Raw genomic sequence first — 26,893 nt, 5'->3', positions numbered from 1 at the left:
TCACTGGCGAACAGCTCCACAAGGAGGTACCACCCTCGATGACAGAGCCTGACCGGCAGGCCGCACTCGTGTCCGACGACCACTCCGAACGGATTCACGCGCATCGCCCCGAGTGTCAGCCCGCCCGCCAGACCCGATCACCGTCCAGCCGCCCGCCATCCCGGCGTCGCACACCGGCGTCGACGCGGCGCACCGCCCTGTCCGTCCTGCTCTTCATCGCGGCGTCGATGCTGTGCGGACTCTTCGGCACCCCGTCCGCCGACGCCGCACCCGACGAGGTCCGGGTGTTCGGTGTCCTGCGGAACGGCACCGAGAAGGTCGAGGGGGTGAAGCTCGAGGCCAAGGACGCGTCGGGCAGCGTCGTCGGGACGGCAACGTCGTCGGCGACCGGCGCGTGGTCGATCATGGTGCCGCCCGGGAAATACACCGTCGTCGTCGACACCGACTCTCTCCCAGACGATGTCGAGGTCCAGAAGTCCGAACTGCCGGTCGATGTCAGCGGCGGGACGGCACGCCCGGTCATCTTCTCGTTCGGTGAGGTGCGGACCGGAACGGAGGTCTCGGCGGTCGCCGAACTCACCCGTCTGGCCATCGACGGCATCCGCTTCGGTCTCATCATCGCCATCACCGGTGTCGGCCTCAGCCTGATCTTCGGGACAACAGGCCTGACCAACTTCTCGCACGGCGAGCTGGTGACCCTGGGCGCGGTGGTTGCGTGGGTGTTCAACGTGAAGGTCGGGCTGCAACTGATCCCGGCGACGATCCTCGCCGTCATCGTCGGCGTCGGCATCGGCATCCTCAACGAACTCGGCCTCTGGAGACCGCTGAGACGACGACGAACGGGGCTGATCGCCATGCTCGTCGTGTCGATCGGCCTCGCCCTGGTGATGCGGTATCTGATCCTGATCTTCTTCTCGGACCGGTCCGAACCGTTCAAGGACTACCAGGCTCAGACGCAGATCGGCTCGGGCCCGTTCGCGATCACGCCGGTGAATCTCGCCTGCATCGTCATCTGCATCGTCGTGCTCCTCGGCGTCGCTCTGTTGTTGCAGCGCACCAGGATCGGCAAGGCCATGCGCGCCGTCGCCGACAACAAGGACCTGGCCGAGTCGTCGGGTATCGACGTCGACCGGGTCATCCTGTTCGTGTGGGCGCTGGCCGGCGGCCTGGCGACACTCGGCGGCGTGATGTTCGCGCTCTCCGAGCTCGGCGGCCGCGTCCAGTGGGAGATGGGATTCAAGCTCCTGCTGCTGATGTTCGCGGGCATCACGCTCGGCGGACTCGGCACGGCCTACGGCGCGTTGCTCGGCTGCCTCATCGTCGGATTGCTGGTGCAGTTGTCGACCTACATCCTCAGCCCCGACCTGAAGTACATCGGCGGCCTGTTGATCCTGATCATCATCCTGACCATCCGGCCCCAGGGCATTCTCGGATCGCGAGCGAGGATCGGCTGACCCATGGACATCATCTCAGCGCTACAGATTGCGTTCGCACAGCTCATCGGCCCGTCGGCGATCTTCTACGCCCTACTGGCCATCGGACTCAACCTGCACTTCGGCTATGCCGGACTGCTCAACTTCGGGCAGATCGCCTTCGCCCTCCTCGGCGGATACGGCGTGGGCATCATGGCCGTCAACTACGACCAGCCCCTCTGGCTCGGCGCCATCGTGGGTATCGCCGCCGCGGGCATGCTCGCGGTGGTCCTCGGAATTCCGACACTTCGTCTCCGCGCGGACTATCTGGCGATCGTCACCATCGCCGCGTCGGAGATCCTGCGACTGGTGTTCCGGTCGACGTCGTCGGACGATTTCACCCACTCCACCAACGGGATCTACGGCTACGCCAGCGGCTTCTTCTCGATCAGCCCGTTCGACAACGGCAAGCAGTACTCGTTCTTCGGGGTCAAATTCCTCGGCGGCGACCTGTGGTCGATGGTGGTGGGCTGGTCCGTCGTCCTGCTCCTGTGCCTCATGGTCTATCTGCTCGTGCACAGCCCGTGGGGTCGCGTGCTCAAGGCGGTCCGCGAGGACGAGGACGCGGCCCGATCGCTCGGCAAGAACGCCTATTTCTTCAAGATGCAGGCGCTCATCCTGGGCGGTTGTATCGGTGGCCTCGCGGGCGTGTTCAACGCACTCGCGACGCAGTCGATCAACCCGGACTTCTACTCCACCGCCCAGACCTTCTTCGCCTACGGCGCACTGATCCTCGGTGGCGCGGCGACGGTCTTCGGACCGGTCGTGGGCGCGATGCTGTTCTGGTTCCTGCTGGCCATCCCCGACGCGTTGTTGCGCCAGGCCACGGCCGGCGACAACCCCATCCTGGACCTCTCGGCACAGCAGGTCGGCGCGATCCGCTACGTGCTGCTGGGTCTGGCGATCATCCTGATGATGGTGTTCCGACCACAGGGGCTCCTCGGCAACAAGAGGGAGGTGCAGCTCGATGCCTGATGACGGACGCCATTCAGCACCCGGCGACGAGTCCTCGACGCCGTTGAACGACACCGGGATCGTCGTCGACGACACCGACACCGACACCGACCCCGACATCGCCGGTACGCGGGCCACGCGTCGCGATCTGACCACCCTGTCGGCACCCGAGCGCTCGCGACTGTTCGCGGAGGTGTCACCCGAACCCGGATCACCGAAACCCGATCCGATCATCGTGGTGGACAACATCTCCCGCACCTTCGGCGGCATCAAGGCAGTCCAGGTGGACCACCTCGAGGTGCAGCGTGGCGCGATCACCGGGCTCATCGGTCCCAACGGAGCCGGGAAGACCACGTTCTTCAACCTGATCACCGGTTTCGACAAGCCCGATTCCGGAACGTGGTCGCTCAACGGCGAATCCCTCGGCCGGATGGTCCCGCATCAGGTCGCGCGTCGCGGCATGGTCCGCACCTTCCAGCTGACCAAGGCACTGTCGAAGCTGTCCGTGCTCGACAACGTCAAGCTCGGTGCCACCGGCCAGCGCGGCGAACACTTCCTCTCCGCCCTCGCACCGTGGACCTGGCGCAAACAGGAAGCCGAGATCACCGAGCGCGCACACGAACTGCTGCGGCGTTTCAAGCTCGACGCGAAGGCGGACGACTTCGCCGGCTCGCTGTCCGGTGGTCAGCGCAAGCTGCTCGAGATGGCACGCGCGCTGATGACCGACCCCGAGATCGTGATGCTCGACGAGCCGATGGCAGGTGTGAACCCGGCCCTCACGCAGAGCCTGCTCGAACACATCAAGTCCCTGCGCGACGAGGGTGTGACGGTGGTGTTCGTCGAACACGACATGGACGTGATCCGCGACATCAGTGACTGGGTGGTGGTGATGGCCCAGGGCCAGATCATCGCGGAATCCCTGCCGGATCGTCTGGGCGACAACGAGGCCGTCGTCGACGCCTATCTCGGCGGACACCATGATCAGGCGCTCGAATTCGACGACCAGGGTCAGCCCGTCGGTGCGACGGCGATACTCGCCGAACAGGTCGAGGCAGCCATCGAGGCCACCCTGGAAGAAGGCGGCGACCTCTCGGAGCCGGTCGAGCTACCGCCCGTCGATCCGGGCAGGGCCACCCCGGGACAGGTCGACACCGACAAGAAGGAGGCCGAGTGATGAGCTTGGCATCGAACGGCGGGTCGCTGACCCCCGCTCAGCTCGCGGCCACGCCGGACGAGCACCGAAAGCTCGCCGCGAACGCGTTGATGCGGGCCGACGACATCACCGCCGGCTACCTTCCCGGGATCAACATCCTCGAGGAGTGCAACTTCTTCCTGAACGACGGGGAGATCGTGGGCATCATCGGGCCGAACGGCGCCGGTAAGTCGACGCTGCTCAAGACCCTGTTCGGGCTGATCCCGGTTCGCGAGGGTTCGGTCACCCTGCGCGGTGACGACATCACCTCGGCCAAGGCACATGTACTCGTCGACAAGGGCGTCGGATACGTCCCGCAGACACAGAATGTGTTCCCCGCACTGACGATCGAGGAGAACCTCGAGATGGGCGTGTACCTGCGCCCGAAGACGTTCGCGAAACGATTCGAGTTCGTCTCCGAGCTGTTCCCGCTCCTGTCGGAGCGCCGGAAGATCAAGGCGGGCGCGCTGTCCGGCGGTGAACGTCAGATGGTCGCGATGGGCCGGGCACTGATGATGGACCCGGCGGTGCTGCTGCTCGACGAGCCGTCTGCGGGCCTGTCCCCCATGTTCCAGGACGAGGTGTTCATCCGCTGCAAGGCGATCAACGCGACCGGCGTCTCGATCATCATGGTCGAGCAGAACGCACGCCGCTGCCTCCAGATCTGCGACCGCGGTTACGTTCTCGACCAGGGTCGCAACGCCTACACCGACACCGGCAACAACCTGGCGAAAGACCCCAAGATCATCGAGCTCTACCTGGGCACGCTGGCCGGCAGCTCGGAGAAGAAGGCATAGTCTTCGCCCACGGTTTCCGTCCCCGCTCACACGGGGACGCTGTGCGGCAAAGGATTTCGTGAGCAGGCAAACGCAGGGACCCTCGGCTCGTGAGCCGAGGGTCCCTGGTTTGGTGGTGAACTACTGCGCGGCCACCGACACGTACTTGCGGGTCGGGGTCAACAGCTTGTTGTCCCCGTCGAACTCGAGAACACCGTACGAGCCGACGCTGGGCTCACCGGCGGCGTTGAACGCCAGGTTGCCGGTCTTGCCGACGTAGGCAATCGTCTTGCCGCTCTTCAGCGCATCCAGGCACGCCTGGTACGAGTCGCAGTCCTCGTCGCCGTTCGTGACGCCGATGATGTTCGCGGCGATGGACCGGCCGTCTGTGGACTTGGCCGCAGTGGCCGCAAGGGCACTCAGGACGGCCGCATCGTAACTCTCGCCGGCGTAGTTGAAGTCGATGAGATTGCTGTCGACCTCCTTGAGCGCCTTCTGGAAGTCGGCGCTGGTCTGTGTCAGCGGCGTCGTGCCCTTCATGCCCTCGAGCAGTCCCGAGCCCACCGACCCGCCCAGCGCGTTACCCATGTTGCCGTCGACGCCGTAGACGAGCTTGCCGTCGCTCGGGCCGATGCCGATCTCGTGCATGCGGGTGAGGATCTTGGCGCTCTCCTCGAAGCCGATGAGAGCGATACCGTCCGGGTTGAAGTTCTTCACCTGGTCGACCTCGGCGTTGAACGACTGGGCGTTCGGGTCGTAGATGATCTTCTGGATCTGGTCGGCGGGCACACCGGCGGCCTCGAGGTCGCGAACGGTGTTGTCGGCCAGGCCGGTTCCGTACGGGTCGTTGAGGGCGAGAATGGACACACGCTGGACGCCGTCCTCGGCCATGATCTGCGAGAGTGCCTGTGCCTGCAGGACATCGGCGGGAGCGGTACGGAAGTACTGACCCTTGTCCTGGTAACAGGTGAACTCGTCGGAGGTGTTCGCCGGCGAGAACATGACCGCACCCGCGTTGGCGATCTTGTCGATGACCTTGAGCGACACCGACGACGACGCCGCACCGATGATCACCTGGGTGCCCGCGCTGAGCTCGCGGTCGACGGTGGCGTTCGCCGTGTCGGTGGTGGTGTCACCGGAGTCACCGGTGACCAGTTCGACCGGCTGGTCGAGCACGCCGCCGGCAGCGTTGATGTCCTTGACCGCCAGTTTGACGGCCGCGACCTCGGGCGGCCCCAGGAAGGCGAGGGAGCCGGTCTCGGGGAGCAGGGTGCCGATCTTCAGCGGAGCGGTGCTCTCGGGGCCCGGCGTGGCCTTCGGCGGGTTACAGGCCAATTTCTGTGCGAGGCCCTGACCGGGAGGTGCGGGAGTGGACTCTACGGCCGCGCTGGCCGACCCTCCGGACCCTTCGTCGGAACCAGAGTCAGAGCTGCTGCAGCCGGCGACGAGGAGCGCTGCCGCCGCCGTCATGACCACTGCCCCGCTCGTCAAAAAGCGAAAGGACATCAATGCTCTCCTTGCGATTCTCTTGTCGGACGAGAGCGGCGCATCGAGATCGACGCATCGAACCGCGCCTCGCTGGAAGAAAGCTAGCGCGATCTTGTTGCCCCTGCGTAAAGACAGTGAAACTGGCTTGCGCGCAGACGCATTGCGTCAAATCAACTTGTTCTTTGTCAGTTTGTTCCCAGTGTCTCCACGACCACCTGGGCCACGGCTTTCATCGTGGTCCGACGGTCCATCGCGGCACGCTGAACCCACTTGAACGCCTCGGGTTCGGAGAGGCCCTGTTTCTGCATGAGCAAGCCCTTGGCGCGTTCGACGAGCTTGCGGGTCTCCAGCCGCTCGTTCATCGTCGCGACCTCACGCTCGAGCAGCTTGAGCTCGTGGTACCGGCTGACGGCCACCTCGATGGCCGGCACCAAGTCGGCCTTGGTGAACGGCTTGACCAGATAGGCCATCGCCCCGGCGTCGCGGGCCTTCTCGATGAAGTCCCGCTGACTGAACGCGGTGAGCATGACGACCGGCGCGAGCCTCTTCTCCGCGATCTCCGTCGCGGCGTCGATCCCGTCGCGGACGGGCATCTTGATGTCCATGATGACGAGGTCGGGGTTCAGGGACTCCGTGAGTTCGACGGCGACCTGCCCGTTCGGGGCCTCGCCCACGACGTCATAACCCTCTTCACGGAGCATCTCGATCAGATCCATCCGGATCAGCGAGTCGTCCTCGGCCACCAGAACACGATGTGTCTTCGTGTTCTCCCCGGCCGTAGTGGTCGCACTGTCTGTCACTGTCACCATCCCCTCCTCCACGCCATAGTCGAAACAGAAGAGTACCGGTTACCGGGCCGGTCGGCCGATCATCTAGAGTTGGCTCCTGCACGGGGCAACCCGCGCACCGGCCCCCGTAGCCCAATTGGCAGAGGCAACGGATTCAAAACCCGTCCAGTGTGAGTTCGAGTCTCACCGGGGGCACCAAAAATCCCAGGTCATCGGAACCCCACTTCCGAACCGGTCGACGTCGATCCCGAGATGCAGACTCCGATCGAAGTCTGCATGTCGAAGTGAGGCTCGCCGGTGCCAGTCACCGGCGGAACACGCTCACCAGGACAACGCCGGTTCGTCGTCGCCGACGACGATCCCGACCTCGCCGTGATGCACCGTCCGGGCCCCGAACAACCGGTCGAGCAGCTTGTCGGCGCCGATATCGGTGTGCGGCGCCCATCGTCGGACCCGGTGCCGCGCACGCGACGACGCGACCGTCACCGAGGCTGCCGGTGATCCGTCGAAGTCCACGGTCACCTGGCCGCAATCCCCCGGGCCGACCTGAGCCGTGAGCAGCGCGAGCGAGTCGGCGGAGAAGACCACGGTCCCGGCGACCTCGACGACGAACCTGCACCGCGTCAGCGTCGATGCGTCCGGATCACCGACCCGGATTCGCGAGTCGTGAACGCCCAGTCGGGTGAGCAGAGAGTCGGCCTGGGCGCCGACAAGCCAGACAGCAGCGTCCCTCCCGCGCAACGCGCCGGCGACGGTACGCATCAGCGATGCCGCGGTGTGTCCCGCGGTCGACACGAGCACCACGATGTCCGGGATCGAGTACAGCAGCCCGTCGGTCCGGGCCGCCGGATCGGTGATGAGCGGGGCGAGCGCGAGGGCTTCGGTGTTCTTCTCCGAGATCCGTTCGGGCACCGAACGTTCGGCCCAATCGGGACCATCGTGCCAGGCGAGGGCGTCGGGTTCGTGCGCGAACACGGCGCCCATCATGAAGGCCCGGTTCGCGAACTCCCAGTCCTCGCCGCCGTAATGGACGAACGACGGGTCGAATCCCCCGGCGTCGTCGAACAACTCACGGCTGCAGGTCATCACGGCACTGATGAGGTACTTGTACCCGTCCCAACCCGGGGTCAGAAGATTGGACGTGCGATCGTAGGCGTCCACCAGCCATTCGGGTTCGCAGTTGTGCGAGGGTTCGAATGGGCGTCGATCGGACAGCCACTCGGCCACCGAGTCCGGGGCGACGCGGCTCAGGTCGGCGTGTTTACGCCGCCCGACCACGAGTACATCGGGCGCCGCGGCGGGCAGCCTGATCGCCTGCTGGATGTAATCGGGTGTCGGAACCGTGTCCGCGTCGAGGAAACACAGGACCGAACCGCTCGACGCCGCGACGCCCAGATTGCGGGCGGCTGCCGCTCGAAAGCCTCTGTCCTCCTGCGTCACCACAGTGAGATCGAGTCGCGATGTCCACGCACTCACCTCCGGCGAGCACGCCGAGCCATCGTCGGCGACGATCACCTCCAGACGATCCGGTGGGTGGGTCTGGGCCGTCAATGCCTCGAGGACCAACGCGAGTTGGTGGGGTTGGTTGTAGTACGGAATCACGACACTCACCAGCGGTGTCGTCGGAGCCTCACCGACCAGATCCCAGCGGTTGTCAGGCACCACGGTCCGGCCGTCGCCGAGCCTGATGGCCTTCACGCAGTCCACCGCCGGAACAGTCGCTGGTGAGCCCGGCCGACATCGGCGGCCGTGGGTGACGGCGTCACCGCCGAATCGATCCAGGTGCTCGCGGTATTCGCGAACGCACTTTCGATGGCACTCCGCAGAGCGGCGTCGTTGTTCTCGTGCATCGTCAGCACACCCGGTGAACGCGCGGCGAGTTCGTCGGTGTAGGCGGTGCGCGGAACCAGTGGTCGGCGTCCGGCGGAGATCCAGGAGTTGATCGAACCGGATGCCGACATGTGCCGGTGATAGGCGACCGGAATCGTGACGGCAGTCGATGCCCGAAACAGTTCGTCATCGCTCAGGAACCCGGTGACCGTGCACCGCCTGCCCATGTCGGCGGCGACCTTGCCGAGATCGTCGGCCAGGTCCTCGTGGCCGGGTGACGGGGTGCCGAGGGCGACGAAGCCGATCGACGGATCGAGATCGGACATCGCCTGCAGCGTCTCCATGTGCCCCTTCCCGGGGTACAGGTAGCCGAGGACGCCAACCGTCAATTCCGCTGAGTCCGAGGGTTTGTCCACGCGGACAGTATCGAACATCAGTGGTATGACCTCGACGCCGATCGTCCCGTCGACGTATTCGGCGAAGAGCGACGCCTCGTGGTGACTCGACACGATCACACCTGTCGCGGCCCGCGCCACCGCGCGGAAGAAGTCGGCACGCGCCTGCATCCCGGGACCGTCCGAGGGTTGTGGCAGGTCATGCAGGGTCACCGAGACAGGCCGATCCAGTGCCGCGATCATGGCGAGCACGTTCTCCCGGGCTCGCCGTGGCGTGCGCCCGAAAAGGCGATCGGTCACGTGCACGTGCACGAGGGCGCACTCGTCCAGTCCCGCTGCGCCACCGGCACCGACTCTGTGAGTGTGCGATAGCCGATGATCCGCGTTCTCCGCCTTCACCGCATCGAAGACCGATTGCGCATATCGCACCACACCGTGTGACCGGGGTCCGACCAGAAGATGTCCGATGGGTCCCGTCATGACAGGCCCAGGATTTCGATGAGGTCGGCGTATCGGCCCAGTACTGCTTCGATGAACTCGGGATGGTCGGCGTACCAGTGCATCTGGCGACGGCGGACGTCATCCTCGGTCAGCACCGTACCGTCGACCTCCCACGACGTCCGCGGACTCGCGTCGAAACCCAGCGCGTCGATCACGCGTTGTTCCAGGGGCGCCCGGATGTTGCCGAGGAGGTCTCGTGAGGGTGGGACCGGCGCGGACGCCCCGAGCGAGTCGAGGATTCGGCCGCCAAGGGTGAGCAGCACCCGGTTCCCGGGGTGATTGATCGTGTGGGCGGCGTCGGCCCCGAGGTCGAGCAGTACGTCGGAGATCCCGACGTCACAGTGCCGACGCTCACGGATTTCGAGCTGGTCCACACTCCATCGCGCTGCATCCCGGATGCGTTCGGCGGTCACGTCGACGTCCCACTCGTCGAGGCCGCCGCGACCGGCTCTCACCGCGAGGACCGTCCGCAGATCGTGGTACGGAACTGCAGCGGGCACTGCGGACGGCTGCGCGGGATGTCGGGCGATCACCTGGAACGGGAACAGCCCGCCGTAGCGGATGACCGGCCAGACGATGACAGACGCCGACGGCGCCCTCTCGGCCAGGTCCGAGGTACCGATCGGAAATCCCCGGTACCCGGCACGCACCGGCTGGGAGACGATGACCGCGGCTCGGCGGACGAGGTCCTCGACCTGCGCCACGTCAGCACGCTCGAGTTCGTGGACCGGCGGGACGCGAACGGTACGGAACGGAAGATCCGGAGAGCTGGACAGGACGATCCGCAAGGCCTCGGCCTGGCAGTTTCCCCAGACGACGAGAAGCTTTCGGTCATCGTCCACCGGAGCATCGGTGACGCCGTAGAACTCGCCGTAGTGCAGGGTCCGACCGTCAACCGGAACGTCGTCACTCGTCCTCATACGAGCTCTGGAGTACGTGTGGCAACGCGGTGGTTCACTGTCATCGAAGTACCGACTCCCTCCTGATGGGCCCCTGGTCGGTACCCCTACACACCTCGTATATCCGTTTCACCCGTTGACGAATCATCGACCAGGTCACACCGGAGGCACGACGGTAGCGACGGCTCGTCGAGAGCCGTCGGCAGTGTCGATCGATCGGTGTCGGGGAGTGGACCCCAGGATCGCCGGGTGCGCGAAGGAGGGCGCTACCGTCGGAAGAGTTTGTTCCCCAGCCAGACCAGCGGGTCGTACTTACGGTCGACGACCCGTTCCTTCATGGGGATGAGCGCGTTGTCGGTGATCTTGATGTCCTCCGGGCAGACGTCGGAGCAGCACTTGGTGATGTTGCAGAACCCCAGCCCGTGTTCGTTCTGAGCGGTATCCCGACGCTCGGCGGTGTCGAGGGGGTGCATGTCGAGCTCGGCGATCCGCATCAGATAGCGGGGGCCTGCGAAAGCTTCCTTGTTCTCCTCGTGGTCACGGACGACATGGCAGGTGTTCTGGCAGAGGAAGCACTCGATGCACTTGCGGAACTCCTGCGAGCGCTGCACATCGACCTGCTTCATCCGGTACTCCCCCGGCCCCAGATCGGGTGGCGGGGCGAAGGCCGGGATCTCACGGGCTTTCTGGTAGTTGAACGAGACGTCGGTGACCAGATCGCGGATCACCGGAAACGTGCGCATCGGGGTCACCGTGATGACCTCGTCCTCGGTGAACGTCGACATCCGGGTCATACAGAGCAGCTTCGGACGACCGTTCACCTCAGCCGAACAGGACCCGCACTTGCCGGCTTTGCAGTTCCAGCGGACGGCGAGGTCGGGCGCCTGGGTCGCCTGGAGACGGTGGATGATGTCGAGCACCACCTCACCGTCGTTGGCCTGCACCGTGTAGTCCTCGAGCCCACCGTTCTCGGTGTCGCCGCGCCACACTCGGAACTTCGCGTCGTACCCCATGTCAGTCCTCCGACTGTCCCTCGGCTCGCTCGCCTCCGGCGCCGGGATGACCGGCGATCTCGGCTGCGGTGTAGTACTTTTCGATCTCCTCGAACTCGAAGAGCTCCAACAGTTCCGGACGCATCGGCTCCTGCTCTTCCTTGACCACCTCGACCTCCGGTACCGGGGAGTCGGTACTCGTGTCGGCGGTACAGACCAGCAGGGTGTTGCGCCAGGCCGAATCCATCGACGGATGATCGTCTCGGGTGTGCCCGCCGCGACTCTCGGTGCGCATCAGTGCCGCCTTCGCGACACATTCGCTGACCAGCAGCATGTTCCGGAGATCGATCGCCAGGTGCCACCCCGGGTTGAACTGCCGGTGACCCTCGACCTGCATGCCGCCGAGGCGGTTGCGGAGGTCGGAGAGCACGCGGAGTGCCTCCTGCATCTCCGCTTCCTTGCGGATGATGCCGACCAGGTCGTTCATCGCCTGCTGCAGGTCCATGTGCAGCGTGTAGGGGTTCTCCGGCTTGCCGTCGGCAGGCGGATCGAACGGCGAGAGTGCATATTTCGCCGCCCGGTCGATGTCGTCCTGCGCGATCTCGGGCCGATTGCCCAGCGACTCGACATACGACGCCGCGCCGAGCCCGGCTCGTCGACCGAACACCAGCAGGTCGGACAACGAGTTGCCGCCGAGCCGGTTCGACCCGTGCATACCGCCGGAACACTCGCCCGCGGCGAACAGGCCGGGCACCCGCGACGCCGCGGTGTCGGGGTCGACTTCGATCCCACCCATCACGTAATGGCAGGTCGGACCGACCTCCATCGGTTCCTTCGTGATGTCCACGTCGGCGAGCTCTTTGAACTGGTGATGCATCGACGGCAGGCGCCGGATGATCTCCTCGGCCGGCATACGGGACGCGATGTCGAGGTAGACGCCACCGTGCTCGGTGCCGCGGCCGGCCTTGACCTCCTCGTTGATCGCGCGGGCGACCTCGTCGCGAGGGAGCAGATCCGGTGTGCGGCGGGCAGAGTCGTTGTCGGCGAGCCACTCGTCGGCTTCCTTCTCCGTCTCCGCGTACTGGCCTTTGAACACCGGCGGGATGTAGTCGAACATGAACCGCTTGCCGTCGGTGTTCTTGAGGACGCCGCCGTCACCGCGGACGCCCTCGGTGACGAGAATGCCCTTCACGCTGGGCGGCCACACCATCCCGGTCGGGTGGAACTGGACGAACTCCATGTTGATCAGGCTCGCGCCGGCGCGTAGTGCGAGCGCGTGCCCGTCACCGGTGTACTCCCAGGAATTCGATGTGACCTTGAACGACTTACCGATACCGCCGGTGGCGACAACGACCGCAGGTGCCTCGAACACGATGAACCGGCCCGACTCACGCCAGTACCCGAACGCACCCGCGATGGCGTCGCCGTCCTTGAGCAACTCGGTGATGGTGCATTCGGCGAACACCTTGATCCGGGACTCGTAGTCGCCGGTGGCCGCAAAATCCTCCTGCTGGAGCGACACGATCTTCTGCTGCATGGTCCGGATGAGTTCGAGCCCGGTCCGGTCGCCGACGTGGGCGAGGCGCGGATAGGTGTGGCCGCCGAAGTTGCGCTGGGCGATCCGACCATCGGCTGTCCGGTCGAACAGCGCCCCGTAGGTTTCCAGTTCCCACACCCGGTCGGGTGCTTCCTTGGCATGCAGTTCGGCCATGCGCCAGTTGTTCAGGAACTTACCGCCACGCATCGTGTCCTGGAAGTGGGTCGCCCAGTTGTCCTTCGCGTTCGCGTTGCCCATCGACGCCGCACATCCGCCCTCGGCCATCACAGTGTGCGCCTTGCCGAACAGCGACTTGCACACGACCGCGACCGAGTAACCCTTCTCGCGGGCCTCGATGACCGCCCGCAGGCCGGCACCACCCGCACCGATCACCACGACGTCGTACTTGTAGCGTTCCGGCTCGGTCATCTAGCGCGACTCCCAACGTTGAAAACGGTTGCACAACAGGCGTTGCGCCCTCAATCGATCAACCCACGAACCTCAGATCCGAGATCGTGCTACTGGCCACCAGCATGATGTAGAAATCGGTGAGCACGAGTGTGCCGAGCGTGATCCAGGCGAATTGCATGTGCCGGGTGTTCAGCTTGGAGACCTGGGTCCAGATCCAGTACCGCACGGGATGTTTCGAGAAATGCTTGAGCCGGCCGCCGGTCACGTGCCGACACGAATGGCAGGACACGGTGTAGATCCAGAGCAGGACCACGTTGACCACGAGGATCACGTTGCCCAGTCCCAGGCCGAAACCGCCGTCCTTGGCGTGGAACGAGACGATGACGTCGTAGGTGTTGATCACCGAGATGATCACGGCCGCATAGAAGAAGTACCGGTGCGAGTTCTGGATGATCAGCGGCAGGCGAGTCTCACCCGTGTATTTCGTGTGGGGCTCGGCGACCGCACATGCCGGCGGCGAAAGCCAGACCGACCGGTAGTAGGCCTTGCGGTAGTAGTAGCAGGTCAACCGGAACCCGAGCAGAAAGGGCAATGTGAGAAACGCCAACGGAATCCACATCGGGAGTTCCGGGAACGGCGTGCCGAAATGGCTCGACCCGGGGACGCACGACTCGCTCAGACACGGCGAGTAGAACGGCGTCAGGTAGTGATAGTCCGCAACGTAGTAGGCGCTCCGGATGAACGACCGCACGGTCGCATAGATGACGAACGCCGCGAGACCGATCACCGTCAGCAACGGCGACAGCCACCATCGGTCCGTCCGGAGAGTGCGCGCCGTCAGGCGCGCCCGTCTCGGGGAGAAGACCCCGAGTGAATCCCGCTCAGCCGCGGGCGCGCTCACTTCGTCCGCTCACGCGAGTGGAACCCGAGCCCTTCGTCCTGGGCACCGAGCCACGCCGACTCGTCGGACTTGCTGTCCGGCACATAGACCCGGTCCTGCCCCGGCTTCTGCTGCGGCTTCAACTTCGGCGGATTCTGCTCGAAGTCGTGCAGATCGATGTCGAGTCGATCGAGGTCGTTGACCATTCGGCGGACACTGTCGGCGTCACCGTAGCGAGCCTTCAGGGTCACCAACTGATGGCGCAGCGCCTGGATGCTGTGATGGATTGCGTTGATCTCTGCGTTTATCATGGCGATCCCTCCGGCCACTATGTGATGTTCCACACAGTACCGCCCGAGTATGGATCGTCAACGCTTTTCGTCGAACGTGTCGCGCGACGAGAAACCGAGGCCGTGGACACCGATCAGCTGTCGTCGGCCCGCGCGACCGTCGTGGCCAGCAGTTCCTTCGCCTGAGCCCGGAGGGTCTCCGGTATCGCCTCGCCGCCGGCGCAGTACCTCACCAGACAGTTCTCGAAGAGCCCGTCGAATCGTGTGTACGCACCGAATTCGGTGACCACCGGAGCGCGACCCACGAGTTCCGAGTAGGCGAGGACAACCCGCCAGATCATCGCCTCGAGCTGGCGGTCGAGGTCGATCACGGTGTCGCGCAAGGCTTCCTCGAACATCGATTGTGTGCGCAGGTCATACCAGAGCCGATGCATCGGGGCTTCGCCGACGAGGGTCGCCGCCATCGCCCCGGCGAATGCCTCCGCGAGTTCTTCGGGCGTGGTCGCCGGCGCGATCGCATCGTCGTATCGACGGACGCACTTCTCCTTGTATCGACGCACCCCGAAGGTGATGAGCTCGACCTTGTCCGCGAAGTAGTAGTGCAGCAGACCGTGGGTGAACTCGGTCTTCTGGGCTATCTCACGCAGGCTCGTGCGGGCGTACCCCAGCTCACCGAGGGTCACGAGGGTCGCGTCGGCGAGTTCACCGCGACGCTTCTCGAACTTGTCGACATGACTGATGCGCTTGGGCGAAACCACGCCCGGTCCCGGGACGGCGGGATCAGTCATCCCCAACACCCCCTCCACTCGGCCTCACAGCAAACGCCACGCCGTTGACCTTAACCAACGCAGTTTTGACAAGTGTCCAAATTTCTCTTGACAACTGTCAAGGGCAGCGGCACGCTGAGTCCGTCGAGTGATACCCATCACATCCGTAGTGAGACCCATCGCGAAGGAGCCCGAATGACCTCGATCGACCTGTCCGGCCGGAAGGCACTCGTCACCGGCGGTGCCCAAGGACTCGGCGAAGGAATGGCACGCGCGCTGGCGGCGGCGGGTGCGACGGTGATGATCGCCGACGTCTCCGACGCCGGGAAAGACGTCGCTGCATCACTCGGTGCAGACCATGGGTTCACCCGACTCGATGTCACCGACGACGCCAACTGGGCGTCGGCGATCGACGCGACCGTCTCATCCATCGGCGGCCTGGACATCCTCGTGAACAACGCCGGCATCGAGATCACCAGCCTGCTCGTCGACGTCGAGCCCGACGCGATCAGGAAGATGCTCGACGTCAACATTCTCGGCACCACCCTCGGGATCAAACACGGGCTGCGGGCGATGCGCCCCGACGGTTCGGCCGGTCAGGGTGGCGCCATCATCAACGTCGCATCGGTCGCCGCGACCATCGCCTTCCCGGGCATTGCGGTCTATTCGGCGACCAAGTCCGCCGTCGACCGACTCACCCGCGTCGCCGCGATGGAGTCGGGCAAGCTCGGCTACGGCGTGCGCGTGAACTGCATCTACCCGGGACTCGTCCCGACCGCGATGGGCGCAGGGTTGGCCAACGATGTCGCCGAGCTCGGTCTGTTCGAATCCCCCGAGGCCGCAGTGGCAGGGGTCGTCGAACTCACCCCGGGCGGACGCCTCGGACAGGTCGACGACATGGCCGATGCGGTCGTCTTCCTCGCCTCCGACGCCGCGAAGTTCATCACCGGAGCCGGACTCCCGGTGGACGGCGGGATGGGCATGTAGTCCGTTTCCGGCCAACCATCCACTCCCCCAGAAAGGTCTCGCCCATGCCCGCCAAGCCCGCCATCGTCTACGGCGCCTCCGGATACACCGGCCGCCTCATCTGTGAGTACCTGCGCGAATACAACGTCCCGTTCCTCGCCGCCGGGCGTAGCAAGACCAAACTCGACGACGCGATGGCCGCGCACGTGCCGGGTATCGAGACCGCCGATTTCGAGATCGCCGAGGTGGAGCACACCGTGGAGGCTCTCACCGAGCTGTTCCGGGGCGCCTCGGTGGTCTGCAACACCGTCGGACCGTTCTCGACCTACGGCCATGTGGTCGTGCAGGCTTGTCTTGCCGCCGGCGTCCACTACCTGGACACAACCGGCGAGCAGGACTGGCTCATCAGTCTGGACGAGAAGTACGGCGCGGACTTCGCCGCGGCCGGCCTGCTTCTGTGTCCCGGGTTGGCCCAGATGTACACGACCGGCGAGATTGCCGCTCAGATCTGCTTGGAGACACCGGGTCTGGACACCCTCGACATCGCGGTGTTCTGGGGTGGAAGCCCGACGATCGCGTCGACGCAGACCATCCTCGTCAACGCGGCGATGGCGAAGGCGTACTACCTCGAACAGAACAACTACGTCGAATGGGATCCGGAAGCGGGCCTCTACACCCTCGCGATCCCGGGGCAACACGAACTCGCACTTGCCCTTCCGTGGGGCGGAACGTCGCACCCGGTGTGGTTCAGACGCGATCCGCGCGTGGCCAATGTCCGCGCACTCGGCGGCGTCTTCAACAAGCCGTTGATGGAGGGCGTCCCGCAGATCGTCGCGGGCGCCCTGGAAGCCACCAAGGACATGGCGCCCGACGAACGCCTGGTCGCACTGCAGGAGGTCGCGGCATCGGTCATGAGCGAGATGCCGCCCCGCGAGTACACGCGCATCAACCGGTCGGTGGATTCGGTGCACGCGACCGGTCCGCTCGGGCGGGCGCACACGGTCATCTACGGCAACTGCAACTACAAGCAGACGGGACTCCTGCAGGCGTATGCGGCGTATTCGCTGATCCAGAAGGCTCCGCTGGCCACCGGATTGGCTTCCGGATGCCAGGCCTTCGGTCACCGCGAACTGTTCGGCGTACTCAAGGCTTTCGGCTTCGTGCAGGATCCGATCACCACCATCAACGCGTAGGCACGCGGGGTCGGCATGCAGATCGCAGACTTCCTCGACAAGGGCGCGTCGCTCGACCCGTCGGCGCCCTGCTTCACCACCGACGGGGTGTCGTTGACATACGCGGAGGTGGTCGATCTGTCGCGGCTGGTCGCGTCCGCCCTGGCACGACGCGGCGTCGGCCCCGGCGACAAGGTCGCCGTCCTGTCCGCGAACGATCCGACGGCGTTCGGTTCGGTGTTCGGCATCAGCCGTGCGGGTGCGGTCTGGTGTCCGATCAACCCGCGCAACGAGGCGGCCGAGAACCGCACGCTGCTCGACAGATTCGACTGCGTGGCCCTGCTTTATCAGAAGTCGTTCGAGCCGCTCGTGGAGTCCATCCGCGACACGCTGCCTCGAATCCACACGTGGGTGTGCTTCGACGACGACGCTCCGGCGTCGGACACGTTGTCGTGGACGGAATTCATCGACACCGCAGGCGAACCCGTTTCCGGGGGCGGTGTCCCGGTGGCCGCGGTCGACGACCTGGCGATGATCGCGGGCACCGGAGGCACCACCGGCACTCCGAAAGGCGTGATGCTCACCGGGGTCAACCTGGAGACGATGACGTCGCTGACGTTGATGAGCTATCCGTTCGACGGTCGTCCCGTCTATCTGGCGTTGGCTCCCCTCACCCACGCGGCCGGCGTCCTGTGTTTCCCGATCCTGTGCCTGGGCGGCGAGATCGTCATCATGCGAAAGCCCGATGTCGAGGATTTCTTGTCACTTCTGGAGCGACACCGGGTGACACACACCTTCCTGCCACCCACCCTGCTGTACATGGTGCTCGCCTCCCCGTCGCTCGAGCACACGGACTGCTCTGCGCTGCAATGTTTCTGGTACGGCGCCGCGCCGATGTCACCGGCACGGCTGGAGGAGGCCCTGACCCGCATCGGACCGGTGATGGCGCAACTCTTCGGGCAGACCGAGGCACCGATGATGGTGTCCACGATGTCCCCGGCCGATCACTTCCGCCAGGACGGTTCGGTTGCGACCGAACGACTCTCGTCGGCGGGACGACCGACACCCCTGGTCACCCTCGCCATCATGGACACCAACGGCAACCACCTGCCCCGCGGCGAACGAGGCGAGATCGTCATCCGGTCGTCGCTGGTCACGCCTGGCTACTACCAGAACGCGGAGGCCACAGCCGAGGCGTCGAAGTTCGGCTGGCACCACACCGGCGACATCGGCTACCTCGACGACGACGGCTTCCTGTTCATCGTCGACCGCGCCAAGGACATGATCATCACCGGCGGCTTCAACGTGTATTCGGTAGAGGTCGAACAGGCGCTGCTGGCGCACCCCGACATCCAGGACTGCGCGGTCATCGGCCGCCCGGACGAGAAGTGGGGAGAGCGGGTCGAGGCAGTCGTCCAAGCTCGCGCCGGGCAGGCCGTCGACCCTCAGGAAGTGATCGCCTTCGTCAAGGCCCGCATCGGCAGCGTCAAGACACCCAAGGTGGTGCACGTCTGGCCGGATCTCCCGCGGTCGAAGGTCGGGAAGGTGCTCAAACCCGAGGTGAAGTCGCAGTTGTCGGAAGGCGCCTGACCACCGGCCGGACCGAGAGCTGCTCGACAGCCCTAGACCGGCTCACGGATAACGCCGAAGTGCCGCACGGACCCGGACAGTCCGGGTAGCTCCTTCAACGGCGTCCACGACCAGAGGCCGTCCCGGCTGTCGGAGTAGAAGTACCGCCGGTCCCGGTAGGCGTCGAGGTAGAGACGCCAGTTCCCATTCGGCAGTTTCACCACGGCCGAGCCCTCGACCAGGCGGCCCCACGGCCCCGGCCGGACGAATCGGTACGGCCCCAGCAGCGACCCGGATACCGCATGCTCGATGACCTTCTTGGTCTCGTTCTTGGTGAAGGCGTGGTAGGTCCCGCCCACCTTGACGATCGTGGTGTCGATGCGGTCGGCACGGAGACCGAGAATCGGCACGGGCGGACTCCACAGCCGGAGCCCCGGCTCGAGCGCGGTCATCAGGTACGGCACGAACCCGCCACCGGTCGACATCGACAGGATCACGTGCACCCGACCGCCCTCGACGAACCATTCCGGGGCCCAGGCCTTGGTGGTGAACGGCGACAACGACGGCCCGTCACTGGAACCGGCCGATCCGAAGCTCAGTGAACCGGCCGACGAGCCCGAACCGTCGCCGGTGCCGGGCAGGAAAGCGCAGCACAGCGGCACCGGGTAGTTGTGCATGAAGTTCCAGTTGACGCGGTCGCGACTCCGCGCAAAGCCGATCGTCGTCGAACCGGTGGTGTAGGTGACGTAGTACCAGCCGTCGGCGCTGCGGTAGATGCTCGGATCACGCACCAGGCCGGACGGTGGTCGATACGCCCCGAATCGGAGGGCTTTGAACCGGGTCGCGTCCGAGGACTGGTACACGTCCATATGGCGGGCGCTGGTGTTGGAGAACCCGACCATCGTGTAACGCCAGCTCGCCGCGTCGGCAGTACCCGGAGTCGCGACCAGTAACGCCGACAACGCGAGAACCGCGACAGCGAGGGTGCCTATCCTGGTCCGGGTAGCGAGGATTCGCCGGGGCAACAACATTGGAGCAGTATCCGCGAAAGACACTGCTGCACGCATGCAAATGCCCGATAACCGACGCCGATGCTCTTTTCCCACCGGGCACCCATCGTCGAAAGCGGCCCATTACACGACGCCACCGACAATCCTCGGCCTCCACAGCGGTGCCGAAAACTTCTGCGTGGCAGCAGTATTGGGTGTACATTCGAACGTATATTCGTACAGCGAGATCCGGGGGGGGTGACCGTCATGACCAATATCGAATCGAGCGGCGATGTCGACGAGACCTCCCCTGCCCGGATGCCCGCACTACTCGACGAACTCGACACGATCGTGGACAAGCTGCAGAATGCAGGTTTCACCGGACTGTCCGATGCCGAGGTCGACGATGCCGGTGTTCATATCGAACGAGCCGTCGCCCGACTCACCTACACCGGCAACCAACAGATCGTGGAAGCCGACCAACGCGACCTGCCGCGTAAGTTCGGCTACCGCAGCGTGATCGACTACATGAAGTTCCGACTGCGCATGGCCTACCCGGGTAAGCGGCTCAAACAAACCCGGGCCACCGCGACCTACCCCGACTTCACCACCGGCCAAGCTCTCGAACCCACACATCCGGCCCTGGCCGAGGCGTTCGCCGACGGTCGCGTCGGAACCGCCCACGTGCACGCCGTTCTCGACGTCCTCGACCAGATCCCCCACGCCGTCGACCACGACATCAAAGTCGCCGCCGAACGACAAATGGCCGAAATCGCCATCGACCACACCCCCGCCGACATCACCGCCCTCGGTGCACGCCTGCTGGCTCACCTCGATCCCGACGGCACACTCGCCGACGACACCGACCGCACACGCCGACGGAATCTGTCGGTTCACCGCCAACGTGTCGACGGCACCGCCAGAATGACCGCCAACCTCACCCCCGAACTCCTTGCCCGGGTCACGATGCTGCTCGCCGTCTGGGCCAAACCCGGCATGAACAACCCCGACGACCCCGACTCCCCACACGGATCGATCGAAGACGCCGACCCCGACGCGGTGGCTGCTGCGGCCGAACGCGACGACCGCACCCCCGCCCAGCTCAACCACGACGCCGTCAACGCACTCCTCAAAGCCGTCTTCGACGACGGCCTCCTGGGTAAGAGTCACCGCGGGTTGCCGACCCAGCTGATCATCAAAGCCGACCTCACCGACCTCCAACGCGAAGCCGGGCTCGCCACCACCGCCACCGGCACCCTGATCCCCATCCCCGAGCTCATCAACATGGCCGCCAATGCTCAGCCTTGGTTGGCGGTGTTCAAAGACGCCACCGCCGTCCCGCTCTACTTCGGCCGCGGCAAACGCCTCGCCACCCGCGAACAACGCCTCGCCTCCTTCGCCCGACCCGACGGCGAGAACTGCTCCACCCCCGGCTGCGGCCTTGCCGCCGCACACGTCGAGATGCATCACGCCCAACTCGATTGGGCAGCAGGTGGACTCACCGACATCACCGACCTCGCACCCGCTTGCCCAAAACACAACCGCATGGTCAGTAACCAACCCGGCGACTACACCACCCGCATGGTGCGCGAAGGACCCGACGAAGGCCGCTGCGCATGGCGACTCAACGCCGAACCCGGCGCACCACCCAACCCCGAACGCATCAACCGGCGACCCGACATACCCCGCCGATTCACCGAACACCTCCAACAAGTGCGCACCGAAATTCACGGACCAGAAGAGTCCGGCGATACCCCACGCCTCCACCTGCGTGAAGTCATCGACCTCCGTGACGCCACACCCGTCGAACTCGTAGTCGCCTCAGCACTTCTCGACCACGCGTACGGGCACTCAGGATAGGAGCGTCGCCGGCCCTTCGAGGCTCGCTGCGCTCGCACCTCAGGGAGCGAGGACGGCCCGTCGCTATCACTCCCTGCACCTCAGGTAGCGAGGACGGCCCGTCGCTATCACTCCCTGCACCTCAGGTAGCGAGGACGGCCCGTCGCTATCACTCCTTGCACCTCAGCGGGCGAGAGGGCTACGCGCGCAACCACTCTTAGGATCGTATGACGTTGTGCCCGGAATCCGGGCACAACGTCATACGAATCTGCAGTCGACCTCAGGACTGAGCAACCGCCTTCAACACCGGCGGAGTCCACGTGCCGTCGAGGATCTCGGGGCGGGGGCGATAGAAGCGGATGAGGTAGTTCCAGCCCTCCGGAGTCACGATCGCGTTCGGCGGGACGTCGCCCGAGGTGTCCGGGATGAACCGGACGGTGATCGAACCATCGTCGTTGCGAACGCCGGTGACGCTGTTGACCGTGTACAGATTCTCCTCGTTGGGCTCGAAGAACCCGGCCGCGTTGTAGACCGACACCGACCAGAAGGCATCGACCGGGACGTCGGCGAAGACCAGTTCGTAATGTCCTGGGCCGGTGGCCGGGTCGACGCCGACATAGGTCGCCTCCGAGGTAGGGAGACCACCCCAACCCGCGGCGCACCCGATCAGGTGTCGGACCGGGTCGACGTCATCGCGGGCGCCGAAGGTTCGGTCGAACGAGTCGAGTCCCTTGGCCAACTCCAACAGCGCGTTGCGGGTCGCGTCGAGGCTCGCGGTGTCGTAGTCGGGAGAAACGAACGGTTCCGACGACGCCGAGGCGATCGTCGTCCGATCCTGCAACTCACCGACCGCGGCGACGTCGGCAGCATTCGTCGGATCGACCAGAATCCGCACCGCGACGAGGACATACCTCGATCCGTACTGTTCCTGCGTCAGCGTGTGCTCACCCACGGCGTGCAGAACGCCGCCGACGTAGTGGTCCTCGTTCACGACCATCGCGGACACATATCGTTCGCCTGCGTCGGGCAGTGTGAGGGCGGCCGGTTCGGCGAGGTCGACGACGGCGAAGCTGTAGAGGGTGTCGCGGTTGAGCCGGATCACCGTCTGCTCGTCGATCGAGGCGGGTTCCCGGTTGTGGCGGAACTTCCCCACCCCGCCGGCGGCCAGTTGGATGTCGGCAAACATCCGGTGCGTCTCCGCCCGAACGAAATTGTCCACGTTGACATGGCCCGACATGCTCTGTCTCCCTCGATCAGTTGGGCGCTCGATACTCGACGCCCCGATATGGATTCGAAGCCTAGCTGCCGATCTCGACGGCCTCGGCTGCCGACACGGCGGCACGTCGCGCACCCGTGACGAACAGCACCAGACCGACGACGATCCACGTGGCCAGTGTCAGTCCCGCGGTGAGACCGCCTGCACCGCCGAAGTAGGCGGCCGAACGGACCAGGGTTCCGGCAGCACCCGGGGGCAGGATCTGTCCGACGGTGCCCAGCCCGGACGGCAGCCACGCGGCCGAGCCGGCGATACCGGCCAGCGGATTGCCGAGGAACATCATGACCATCGCACCGATGGTGAAACCCTTGGCGCCGAACGCGTTCTGCAGGCCCGCCAGCGGGATGGCCAGGGCGGCGACACCGAGCGCGATGGAACCGGCGACCGCCCAGAACTCCGTCGACCACAGTCCCGTGTCGATGCTGCCGAACCCGAAGGTGAGCATGGACGCGACGATGACGCCACCGACGACCGAGAAGGTGATCAGACCGGTCAGGTACCAGCCGTTGCCACGCGGGAAGATCTTCCGGAACGCGACGACCGGCACGATGCCGCCGAAGACGAGCGGGAACGCGAGACCACCGATGCCGATGCCGGTCGGGTCGGCCTCGGGCAGCGGGACCACGTCTTCGACCGTCACCTTCTCCCCTGTCGCCTGCCCGACCGCCTGCGCGGTACCGGTGAGGCTCCCACTGATCGACGCCGAGCCTGCGCCGGCAACCAGGGTGTGGACACCCGCCTCGTCGATCACGAAGCCGCCGACCACCTCACGGTGTTCGATCGCGTCCCGCAGCGCGGCCTCCGAGTCGTAGCGCTGGGGCTCGTACGCATCGGGAGCAGCCGTGGCCAGGCTCCGCTCGAACGAACCGACCGCAGCCGGCGAACCGACCACGCCGACCCGCAGATCGTGGGCACCACTCTTCAGTGACGGCAGGATGAACACCATCAGCAGCAGGATGAGGATGGCGCCCAAGCCGGCGGTCAGACCCGCCAGCATCACCACGGGCGGCGGCGTCTTCTTTCCCGACGCCGCCTTCTCCTCATTCGCCGTGGTTCCCAACTCCGTGGATGTCATCGCACGTCCTCCAGATCTAAACCGGATGCTTTTCCTCCGTTTATAGTGGATGATAATCCTCCGGTTAAACTGGGGCTGTCAACACCGATGTGATGGACGAGTCAACGGCTCGAGAGGACGTGGGCATGCGAGCGGATGCAGCACGGCGTCGTCAGGCGATCGTCAAAGAGGCCCGTCGACTGTTCGCGGCACTGGGCGGCGGTGTCGCACTCGAGACCGTCGCGGAGGGTGCCGGGGTGGGAATCGCCACCCTCTACCGGAACTTCGAGTCCCGGCATGCGCTCGCAGACGAAGTGGCGCTCGCAATCCTGAACGACATCGGGCGCGCCGCCGACGAGGGTCTCACCGACATCACCACCACACCCGACACAGCGTGGACGACGTTCGTGAACCGGCTCGTCGATCTGGATCTCGGCGCCCTGTCGGCGGCGCTGGCCGAGTACGTGACCGCTGCGGTTCGCACCACCCAGGCCCAGACCTTGGCCCGCGTCGACGAACTGCTCAGTTCGGCCAAGAACGCAGGATTGGTCCGCGACGACCTCGACGCACTCGAGCTGATCGTCGGCATCGGCCTCATCACGCGCCCTCAGCCCGACGCCGTCGCGGCAGCGACCCCGAACCTCGTACCGCGCCTCGTGTCCATCATGTTGGCGGGTATGCGTCCGTCGGCCGACGACTGACCCGCCTTGCGCTGAGGCCGTCCCGCGACGCTTCTCACGCACAGACACTGCCCACAGCCTGGCGTCATCCGTTCATACCAATGAATCCGGACACGACCCACGGTCGCTCGCGACGGTGCGAGAATCACACCGCTCGAACCCGACATAGCGCTCGGACGTCGCCAGGCGGCCGGGTGTGGTCATCGCGGCGACGGCACCGACCACACGCAGACGACGAAGTGGAGAGCGACCGATGAAGCGTTTCCGCCTGCTCGGCATCACCGCGCTGGCCATTGCCGTGCTCACGATCTCGTTCGGCACTGCCCATGGAGCGCCGGCACCAGCTGCGCCCTCACACCTGTCGATCGCCTCCGCGGACGGCACCTCCATTACGTCGACCCTGCGGAACGCGACCTTCGTATCCGCCGGGAGCGAGCTGCAGGTCGTCGACCTGAACGGCCGGACTCTCGAGCGCGTCGCCCTGACCCTGCCCCTCAACGGGGCGACGGTGCCGCTGCGCACGCAGGTCAGCGCCGATCGCACCCAGGCGACCTTCACCCCGATCCTCACGCCGGAGGCCCGCGCCGCGATCGCGGCGGGCGTCCGTCCCGCGTCGGCGAAAAAGGATCGCGCGTATCAGCAGATGATCTGGCACATCAACAACGGTTGGAATCGCGGCGGCAACGTGACCACCGCGATCGGTGCGCTCGCCGGCCTGATCATCGGCTGCCTTGTCATCGTCGGTTGCATCTGGGGCGCCGGAGTCGGCGCCGCCATCGGCGCGGCGATCGGCATCAGCAACGGCGATCCCGCCACCGCACAGTCGATCCTGAACTGGATCAACACCCCATGACAGAGGGGTAGCTCCCCTCGATTCCGGACGCGGCCCTTTCCCCCGCCGCCCCGGAGTTCCCCCAGGAAGATCCCTCGCGCCCTCCCCCGACAGAAACGCGCGAGGGATCTTCTTTGCAGAAGAGTACTTTACAAACAGGAACTTTTGTATAGACAACGTCCATTGTCGTGATCGGGGTCCGGCGCGGCGACGAAAGTCCCGGTGAGCCGATAGGTGCCGGGCGGTGGCTCACCTCCATCGAGCACGGCAAACTGGTGGCCATGACCATCGCCACCGACCTCGGACTCGCTCCCGCGACCCCACTCCCGCGCGTCTCGCTCGCGTGGTCGATGCAGTACAACCGCAACACCCGGATGGACGGGCAGCCGGCGATGGCCGCGCACTTCGACGTGGACGTCGACACCAGGAGCGACGTGGGCGGCGGTACCGGACGTCCGCTGCGCGCCGAGATCTCGAACGCGCTGGAGCCGGTCGGCGCGGCAGGATGACGACACGCAATCACGCGCAGGACAGCGAGTCGCTGCTGCGCAACTCGTTGCTCGACGGGTTGCACGACCTCCTGACCGAGCGAGACTGGTCGGCGATCCGCATGTCGGACGTCGCCGCCGCCACCGGCGTCAGTCGGCAGACCGTCTACAACGAGTTCGGGTCGAGATATGGCCTGGCACAGGGATATGCGGTCCGGTTGGCGAACCGCTTCGCGGGTCATGTCGCCGAGTCTCTCGCCGACCACGCCGGCGATGTCACCGGCGCGCTGCGCACCGCTTTCACCGAGTACTTCACCGGCGTGGCCACTGATCCCCTGATTGCTTCGCTGCTGTCCGGCGAGGCCAAACCGGATCTGTTGAAGCTCATCACGACCGACGTGGCGCCGATCATCGCCACCGCGAGCGACCGCTTGTCGCAGGCGTTCCGCGAGGCGACCTGGTTGTCGATGCCGGAATCCGACATCGAGCGCATCTCGCACGCGATCACCCGCATGGCGCTGAGCTTCGTCGCGATGCCTCCGGAGGGCGATCGCGACGTCGCGGCCGACCTCGCCGAGATCATCGCCCCGGCCATCGAAGCTGCGCGAATCCGGGACTGAGCTGGGCCTGCAACGCGTCACCAGCCCTTCGTGGCTCGTCGCTGGCGCTCCTCACACCTCAGGGAGCGGTGGTGACCGGTCGCTGGCGCGGATTTCAGCGCGTGGAAGTCAAGCGCGCCAGACGTTTTCCGGATCCCCGCCGGAGCACACTGCGGTAGACCCGTTCGACCMGCGGGGTGCTCGCGTCCTCCGGGTCGACGAGCTCGTTCTCGGCGATGATCGAGGCCTCGTCATCG

25 protein-coding genes and 1 tRNA gene are annotated in these 26,893 nt (G+C 65.6%); 13 read left to right on the top strand and 13 right to left on the bottom strand.

Annotated features, from left to right (window positions below; translation table 11 throughout):
* Positions 1-38 precede the first annotated feature (38 nt).
* Genes LQD00_RS10965 through LQD00_RS10950 form a run of 4 tightly spaced genes read left to right on the top strand, consistent with a single transcriptional unit; the run spans position 39 to position 4,415 of the window.
* The gene (locus LQD00_RS10965; RefSeq protein WP_232717185.1) at positions 39-1,454 is read left to right on the top strand and encodes an ABC transporter permease subunit; all 1,416 of its coding nucleotides are present in this window, start codon (positions 39-41) and stop codon (positions 1,452-1,454) included.
* A gap of 3 nt (positions 1,455-1,457) precedes the next feature.
* Positions 1,458-2,447: a branched-chain amino acid ABC transporter permease gene (locus LQD00_RS10960; protein WP_154884419.1), complete on the top strand. Its 990-nt coding sequence runs from the start codon at positions 1,458-1,460 to the stop codon at positions 2,445-2,447.
* Positions 2,440-3,600: an ABC transporter ATP-binding protein gene (locus LQD00_RS10955; RefSeq protein WP_232717184.1), complete on the top strand. Its 1,161-nt coding sequence runs from the start codon at positions 2,440-2,442 to the stop codon at positions 3,598-3,600. Before LQD00_RS10960 ends, LQD00_RS10955 begins: the two co-directional genes overlap by 8 nt.
* A complete protein-coding gene (locus LQD00_RS10950; RefSeq protein WP_232717183.1) occupies positions 3,600-4,415 on the top strand; it encodes an ABC transporter ATP-binding protein in 816 nt (271 codons plus the stop codon). The genes LQD00_RS10955 and LQD00_RS10950 overlap by 1 nt, the downstream gene beginning before the upstream one ends.
* 120 nt (positions 4,416-4,535) lie before the next feature.
* Here the strand turns inward: LQD00_RS10950 and LQD00_RS10945 are convergent, their stop codons facing one another.
* Positions 4,536-5,900, bottom strand: coding sequence for an ABC transporter substrate-binding protein (locus LQD00_RS10945; protein ID WP_232717182.1), 1,365 nt, complete (start codon positions 5,898-5,900; stop codon positions 4,536-4,538).
* Between the two features lie 167 nt (positions 5,901-6,067).
* Positions 6,068-6,691: an ANTAR domain-containing response regulator gene (locus LQD00_RS10940; RefSeq protein ID WP_232717180.1), complete on the bottom strand. Its 624-nt coding sequence runs from the start codon at positions 6,689-6,691 to the stop codon at positions 6,068-6,070.
* Positions 6,692-6,791: 100 nt separating this feature from the next.
* Between LQD00_RS10940 and LQD00_RS10935 the strand changes: the two genes are divergently transcribed.
* Positions 6,792-6,868: transfer RNA gene (locus LQD00_RS10935), tRNA-Leu, on the top strand.
* A 123-nt stretch (positions 6,869-6,991) separates the two neighbouring features.
* On the opposite strand, the gene LQD00_RS10930 is transcribed toward LQD00_RS10935, so the two are convergent.
* The 8 genes from LQD00_RS10930 to LQD00_RS10895 form a co-directional block, all read right to left on the bottom strand.
* Positions 6,992-8,368 (bottom strand): glycosyltransferase, encoded by a 1,377-nt coding sequence (locus LQD00_RS10930; protein ID WP_232717178.1) that lies wholly within the window; start codon positions 8,366-8,368, stop codon positions 6,992-6,994.
* Positions 8,365-9,375, bottom strand: coding sequence for a glycosyltransferase family protein (locus LQD00_RS10925; RefSeq protein WP_308195957.1), 1,011 nt, complete (start codon positions 9,373-9,375; stop codon positions 8,365-8,367). Before LQD00_RS10925 ends, LQD00_RS10930 begins: the two co-directional genes overlap by 4 nt.
* Positions 9,372-10,316, bottom strand: a complete 945-nt coding sequence (locus LQD00_RS10920; RefSeq protein ID WP_232717175.1) for a WcbI family polysaccharide biosynthesis putative acetyltransferase — start codon at positions 10,314-10,316, stop codon at positions 9,372-9,374. The genes LQD00_RS10925 and LQD00_RS10920 overlap by 4 nt, the downstream gene beginning before the upstream one ends.
* A 245-nt stretch (positions 10,317-10,561) precedes the next feature.
* Positions 10,562-11,308 (bottom strand): succinate dehydrogenase/fumarate reductase iron-sulfur subunit, encoded by a 747-nt coding sequence (locus tag LQD00_RS10915; protein WP_232717173.1) that lies wholly within the window; start codon positions 11,306-11,308, stop codon positions 10,562-10,564.
* Position 11,309: 1 nt separating this feature from the next.
* Positions 11,310-13,253, bottom strand: a complete 1,944-nt coding sequence (locus LQD00_RS10910; RefSeq protein WP_232717171.1) for a fumarate reductase/succinate dehydrogenase flavoprotein subunit — start codon at positions 13,251-13,253, stop codon at positions 11,310-11,312.
* A 58-nt stretch (positions 13,254-13,311) separates the two neighbouring features.
* On the bottom strand, positions 13,312-14,136 hold the full coding sequence (locus tag LQD00_RS10905; protein ID WP_232717170.1) for a hypothetical protein: 825 nt from the start codon (positions 14,134-14,136) through the stop codon (positions 13,312-13,314).
* Positions 14,133-14,426 carry a hypothetical protein gene (locus LQD00_RS10900; RefSeq protein ID WP_232717168.1) on the bottom strand — a complete coding sequence of 98 codons (294 nt, stop codon included), beginning with the start codon at positions 14,424-14,426 and terminating at the stop codon, positions 14,133-14,135. The genes LQD00_RS10905 and LQD00_RS10900 overlap by 4 nt, the downstream gene beginning before the upstream one ends.
* 113 nt (positions 14,427-14,539) lie before the next feature.
* Positions 14,540-15,193: a TetR/AcrR family transcriptional regulator gene (locus LQD00_RS10895; RefSeq protein WP_232717166.1), complete on the bottom strand. Its 654-nt coding sequence runs from the start codon at positions 15,191-15,193 to the stop codon at positions 14,540-14,542.
* Positions 15,194-15,367: 174 nt separating this feature from the next.
* Here LQD00_RS10895 and LQD00_RS10890 point away from each other — a divergent pair, with 174 nt between their 5' ends.
* The 3 genes from LQD00_RS10890 to LQD00_RS10880 are packed head-to-tail and all read left to right on the top strand — an operon-like array spanning position 15,368 to position 18,900.
* Positions 15,368-16,159, top strand: coding sequence for an SDR family NAD(P)-dependent oxidoreductase (locus tag LQD00_RS10890; protein ID WP_232717164.1), 792 nt, complete (start codon positions 15,368-15,370; stop codon positions 16,157-16,159).
* Positions 16,160-16,203: 44 nt separating this feature from the next.
* Positions 16,204-17,331 carry a DUF5938 domain-containing protein gene (locus LQD00_RS10885; protein WP_232717162.1) on the top strand — a complete coding sequence of 376 codons (1,128 nt, stop codon included), beginning with the start codon at positions 16,204-16,206 and terminating at the stop codon, positions 17,329-17,331.
* A gap of 15 nt (positions 17,332-17,346) precedes the next feature.
* Complete coding sequence (locus tag LQD00_RS10880; RefSeq protein ID WP_232717160.1) at positions 17,347-18,900, top strand: AMP-binding protein; 1,554 nt, start codon at positions 17,347-17,349, stop codon at positions 18,898-18,900.
* A gap of 32 nt (positions 18,901-18,932) precedes the next feature.
* Here the strand turns inward: LQD00_RS10880 and LQD00_RS10875 are convergent, their stop codons facing one another.
* Positions 18,933-19,910: a glycoside hydrolase family 43 protein gene (locus LQD00_RS10875; protein WP_232717158.1), complete on the bottom strand. Its 978-nt coding sequence runs from the start codon at positions 19,908-19,910 to the stop codon at positions 18,933-18,935.
* A 225-nt stretch (positions 19,911-20,135) separates the two neighbouring features.
* On the opposite strand from LQD00_RS10875, the gene LQD00_RS10870 reads away from it, so the two are divergent.
* Positions 20,136-21,728, top strand: coding sequence for an HNH endonuclease signature motif containing protein (locus LQD00_RS10870; RefSeq protein WP_232717157.1), 1,593 nt, complete (start codon positions 20,136-20,138; stop codon positions 21,726-21,728).
* 259 nt (positions 21,729-21,987) lie between these two features.
* Here the strand turns inward: LQD00_RS10870 and LQD00_RS10865 are convergent, their stop codons facing one another.
* Complete coding sequence (locus LQD00_RS10865; RefSeq protein ID WP_232717155.1) at positions 21,988-22,944, bottom strand: DUF1214 domain-containing protein; 957 nt, start codon at positions 22,942-22,944, stop codon at positions 21,988-21,990.
* 61 nt (positions 22,945-23,005) lie between these two features.
* Positions 23,006-24,058: an ABC transporter permease gene (locus tag LQD00_RS10860; protein ID WP_232717153.1), complete on the bottom strand. Its 1,053-nt coding sequence runs from the start codon at positions 24,056-24,058 to the stop codon at positions 23,006-23,008.
* Positions 24,059-24,183: 125 nt separating this feature from the next.
* On the opposite strand from LQD00_RS10860, the gene LQD00_RS10855 reads away from it, so the two are divergent.
* The 4 genes from LQD00_RS10855 (at position 24,184) to LQD00_RS10840 (ending at position 26,657) form a co-directional block, all read left to right on the top strand.
* The gene (locus LQD00_RS10855) at positions 24,184-24,738 is read left to right on the top strand and encodes a TetR/AcrR family transcriptional regulator (protein ID WP_232717151.1); all 555 of its coding nucleotides are present in this window, start codon (positions 24,184-24,186) and stop codon (positions 24,736-24,738) included.
* A 232-nt stretch (positions 24,739-24,970) separates the two neighbouring features.
* Positions 24,971-25,570 carry a hypothetical protein gene (locus LQD00_RS10850; protein WP_232717150.1) on the top strand — a complete coding sequence of 200 codons (600 nt, stop codon included), beginning with the start codon at positions 24,971-24,973 and terminating at the stop codon, positions 25,568-25,570.
* A gap of 167 nt (positions 25,571-25,737) precedes the next feature.
* Positions 25,738-26,058 (top strand): rubredoxin reductase, encoded by a 321-nt coding sequence (locus tag LQD00_RS10845; protein ID WP_232717148.1) that lies wholly within the window; start codon positions 25,738-25,740, stop codon positions 26,056-26,058.
* On the top strand, positions 26,055-26,657 hold the full coding sequence (locus LQD00_RS10840; protein ID WP_232717145.1) for a TetR/AcrR family transcriptional regulator: 603 nt from the start codon (positions 26,055-26,057) through the stop codon (positions 26,655-26,657). Before LQD00_RS10845 ends, LQD00_RS10840 begins: the two co-directional genes overlap by 4 nt.
* Positions 26,658-26,893 lie beyond the last annotated feature (236 nt).

This window comes from Gordonia metallireducens (assembly GCF_021245825.1).
Lineage (GTDB): Bacteria > Actinomycetota > Actinomycetes > Mycobacteriales > Mycobacteriaceae > Gordonia > Gordonia namibiensis.
Note: the sequence above shows the minus strand (reverse complement) of the source record. Positions and strands in the feature narration are given on the sequence as shown.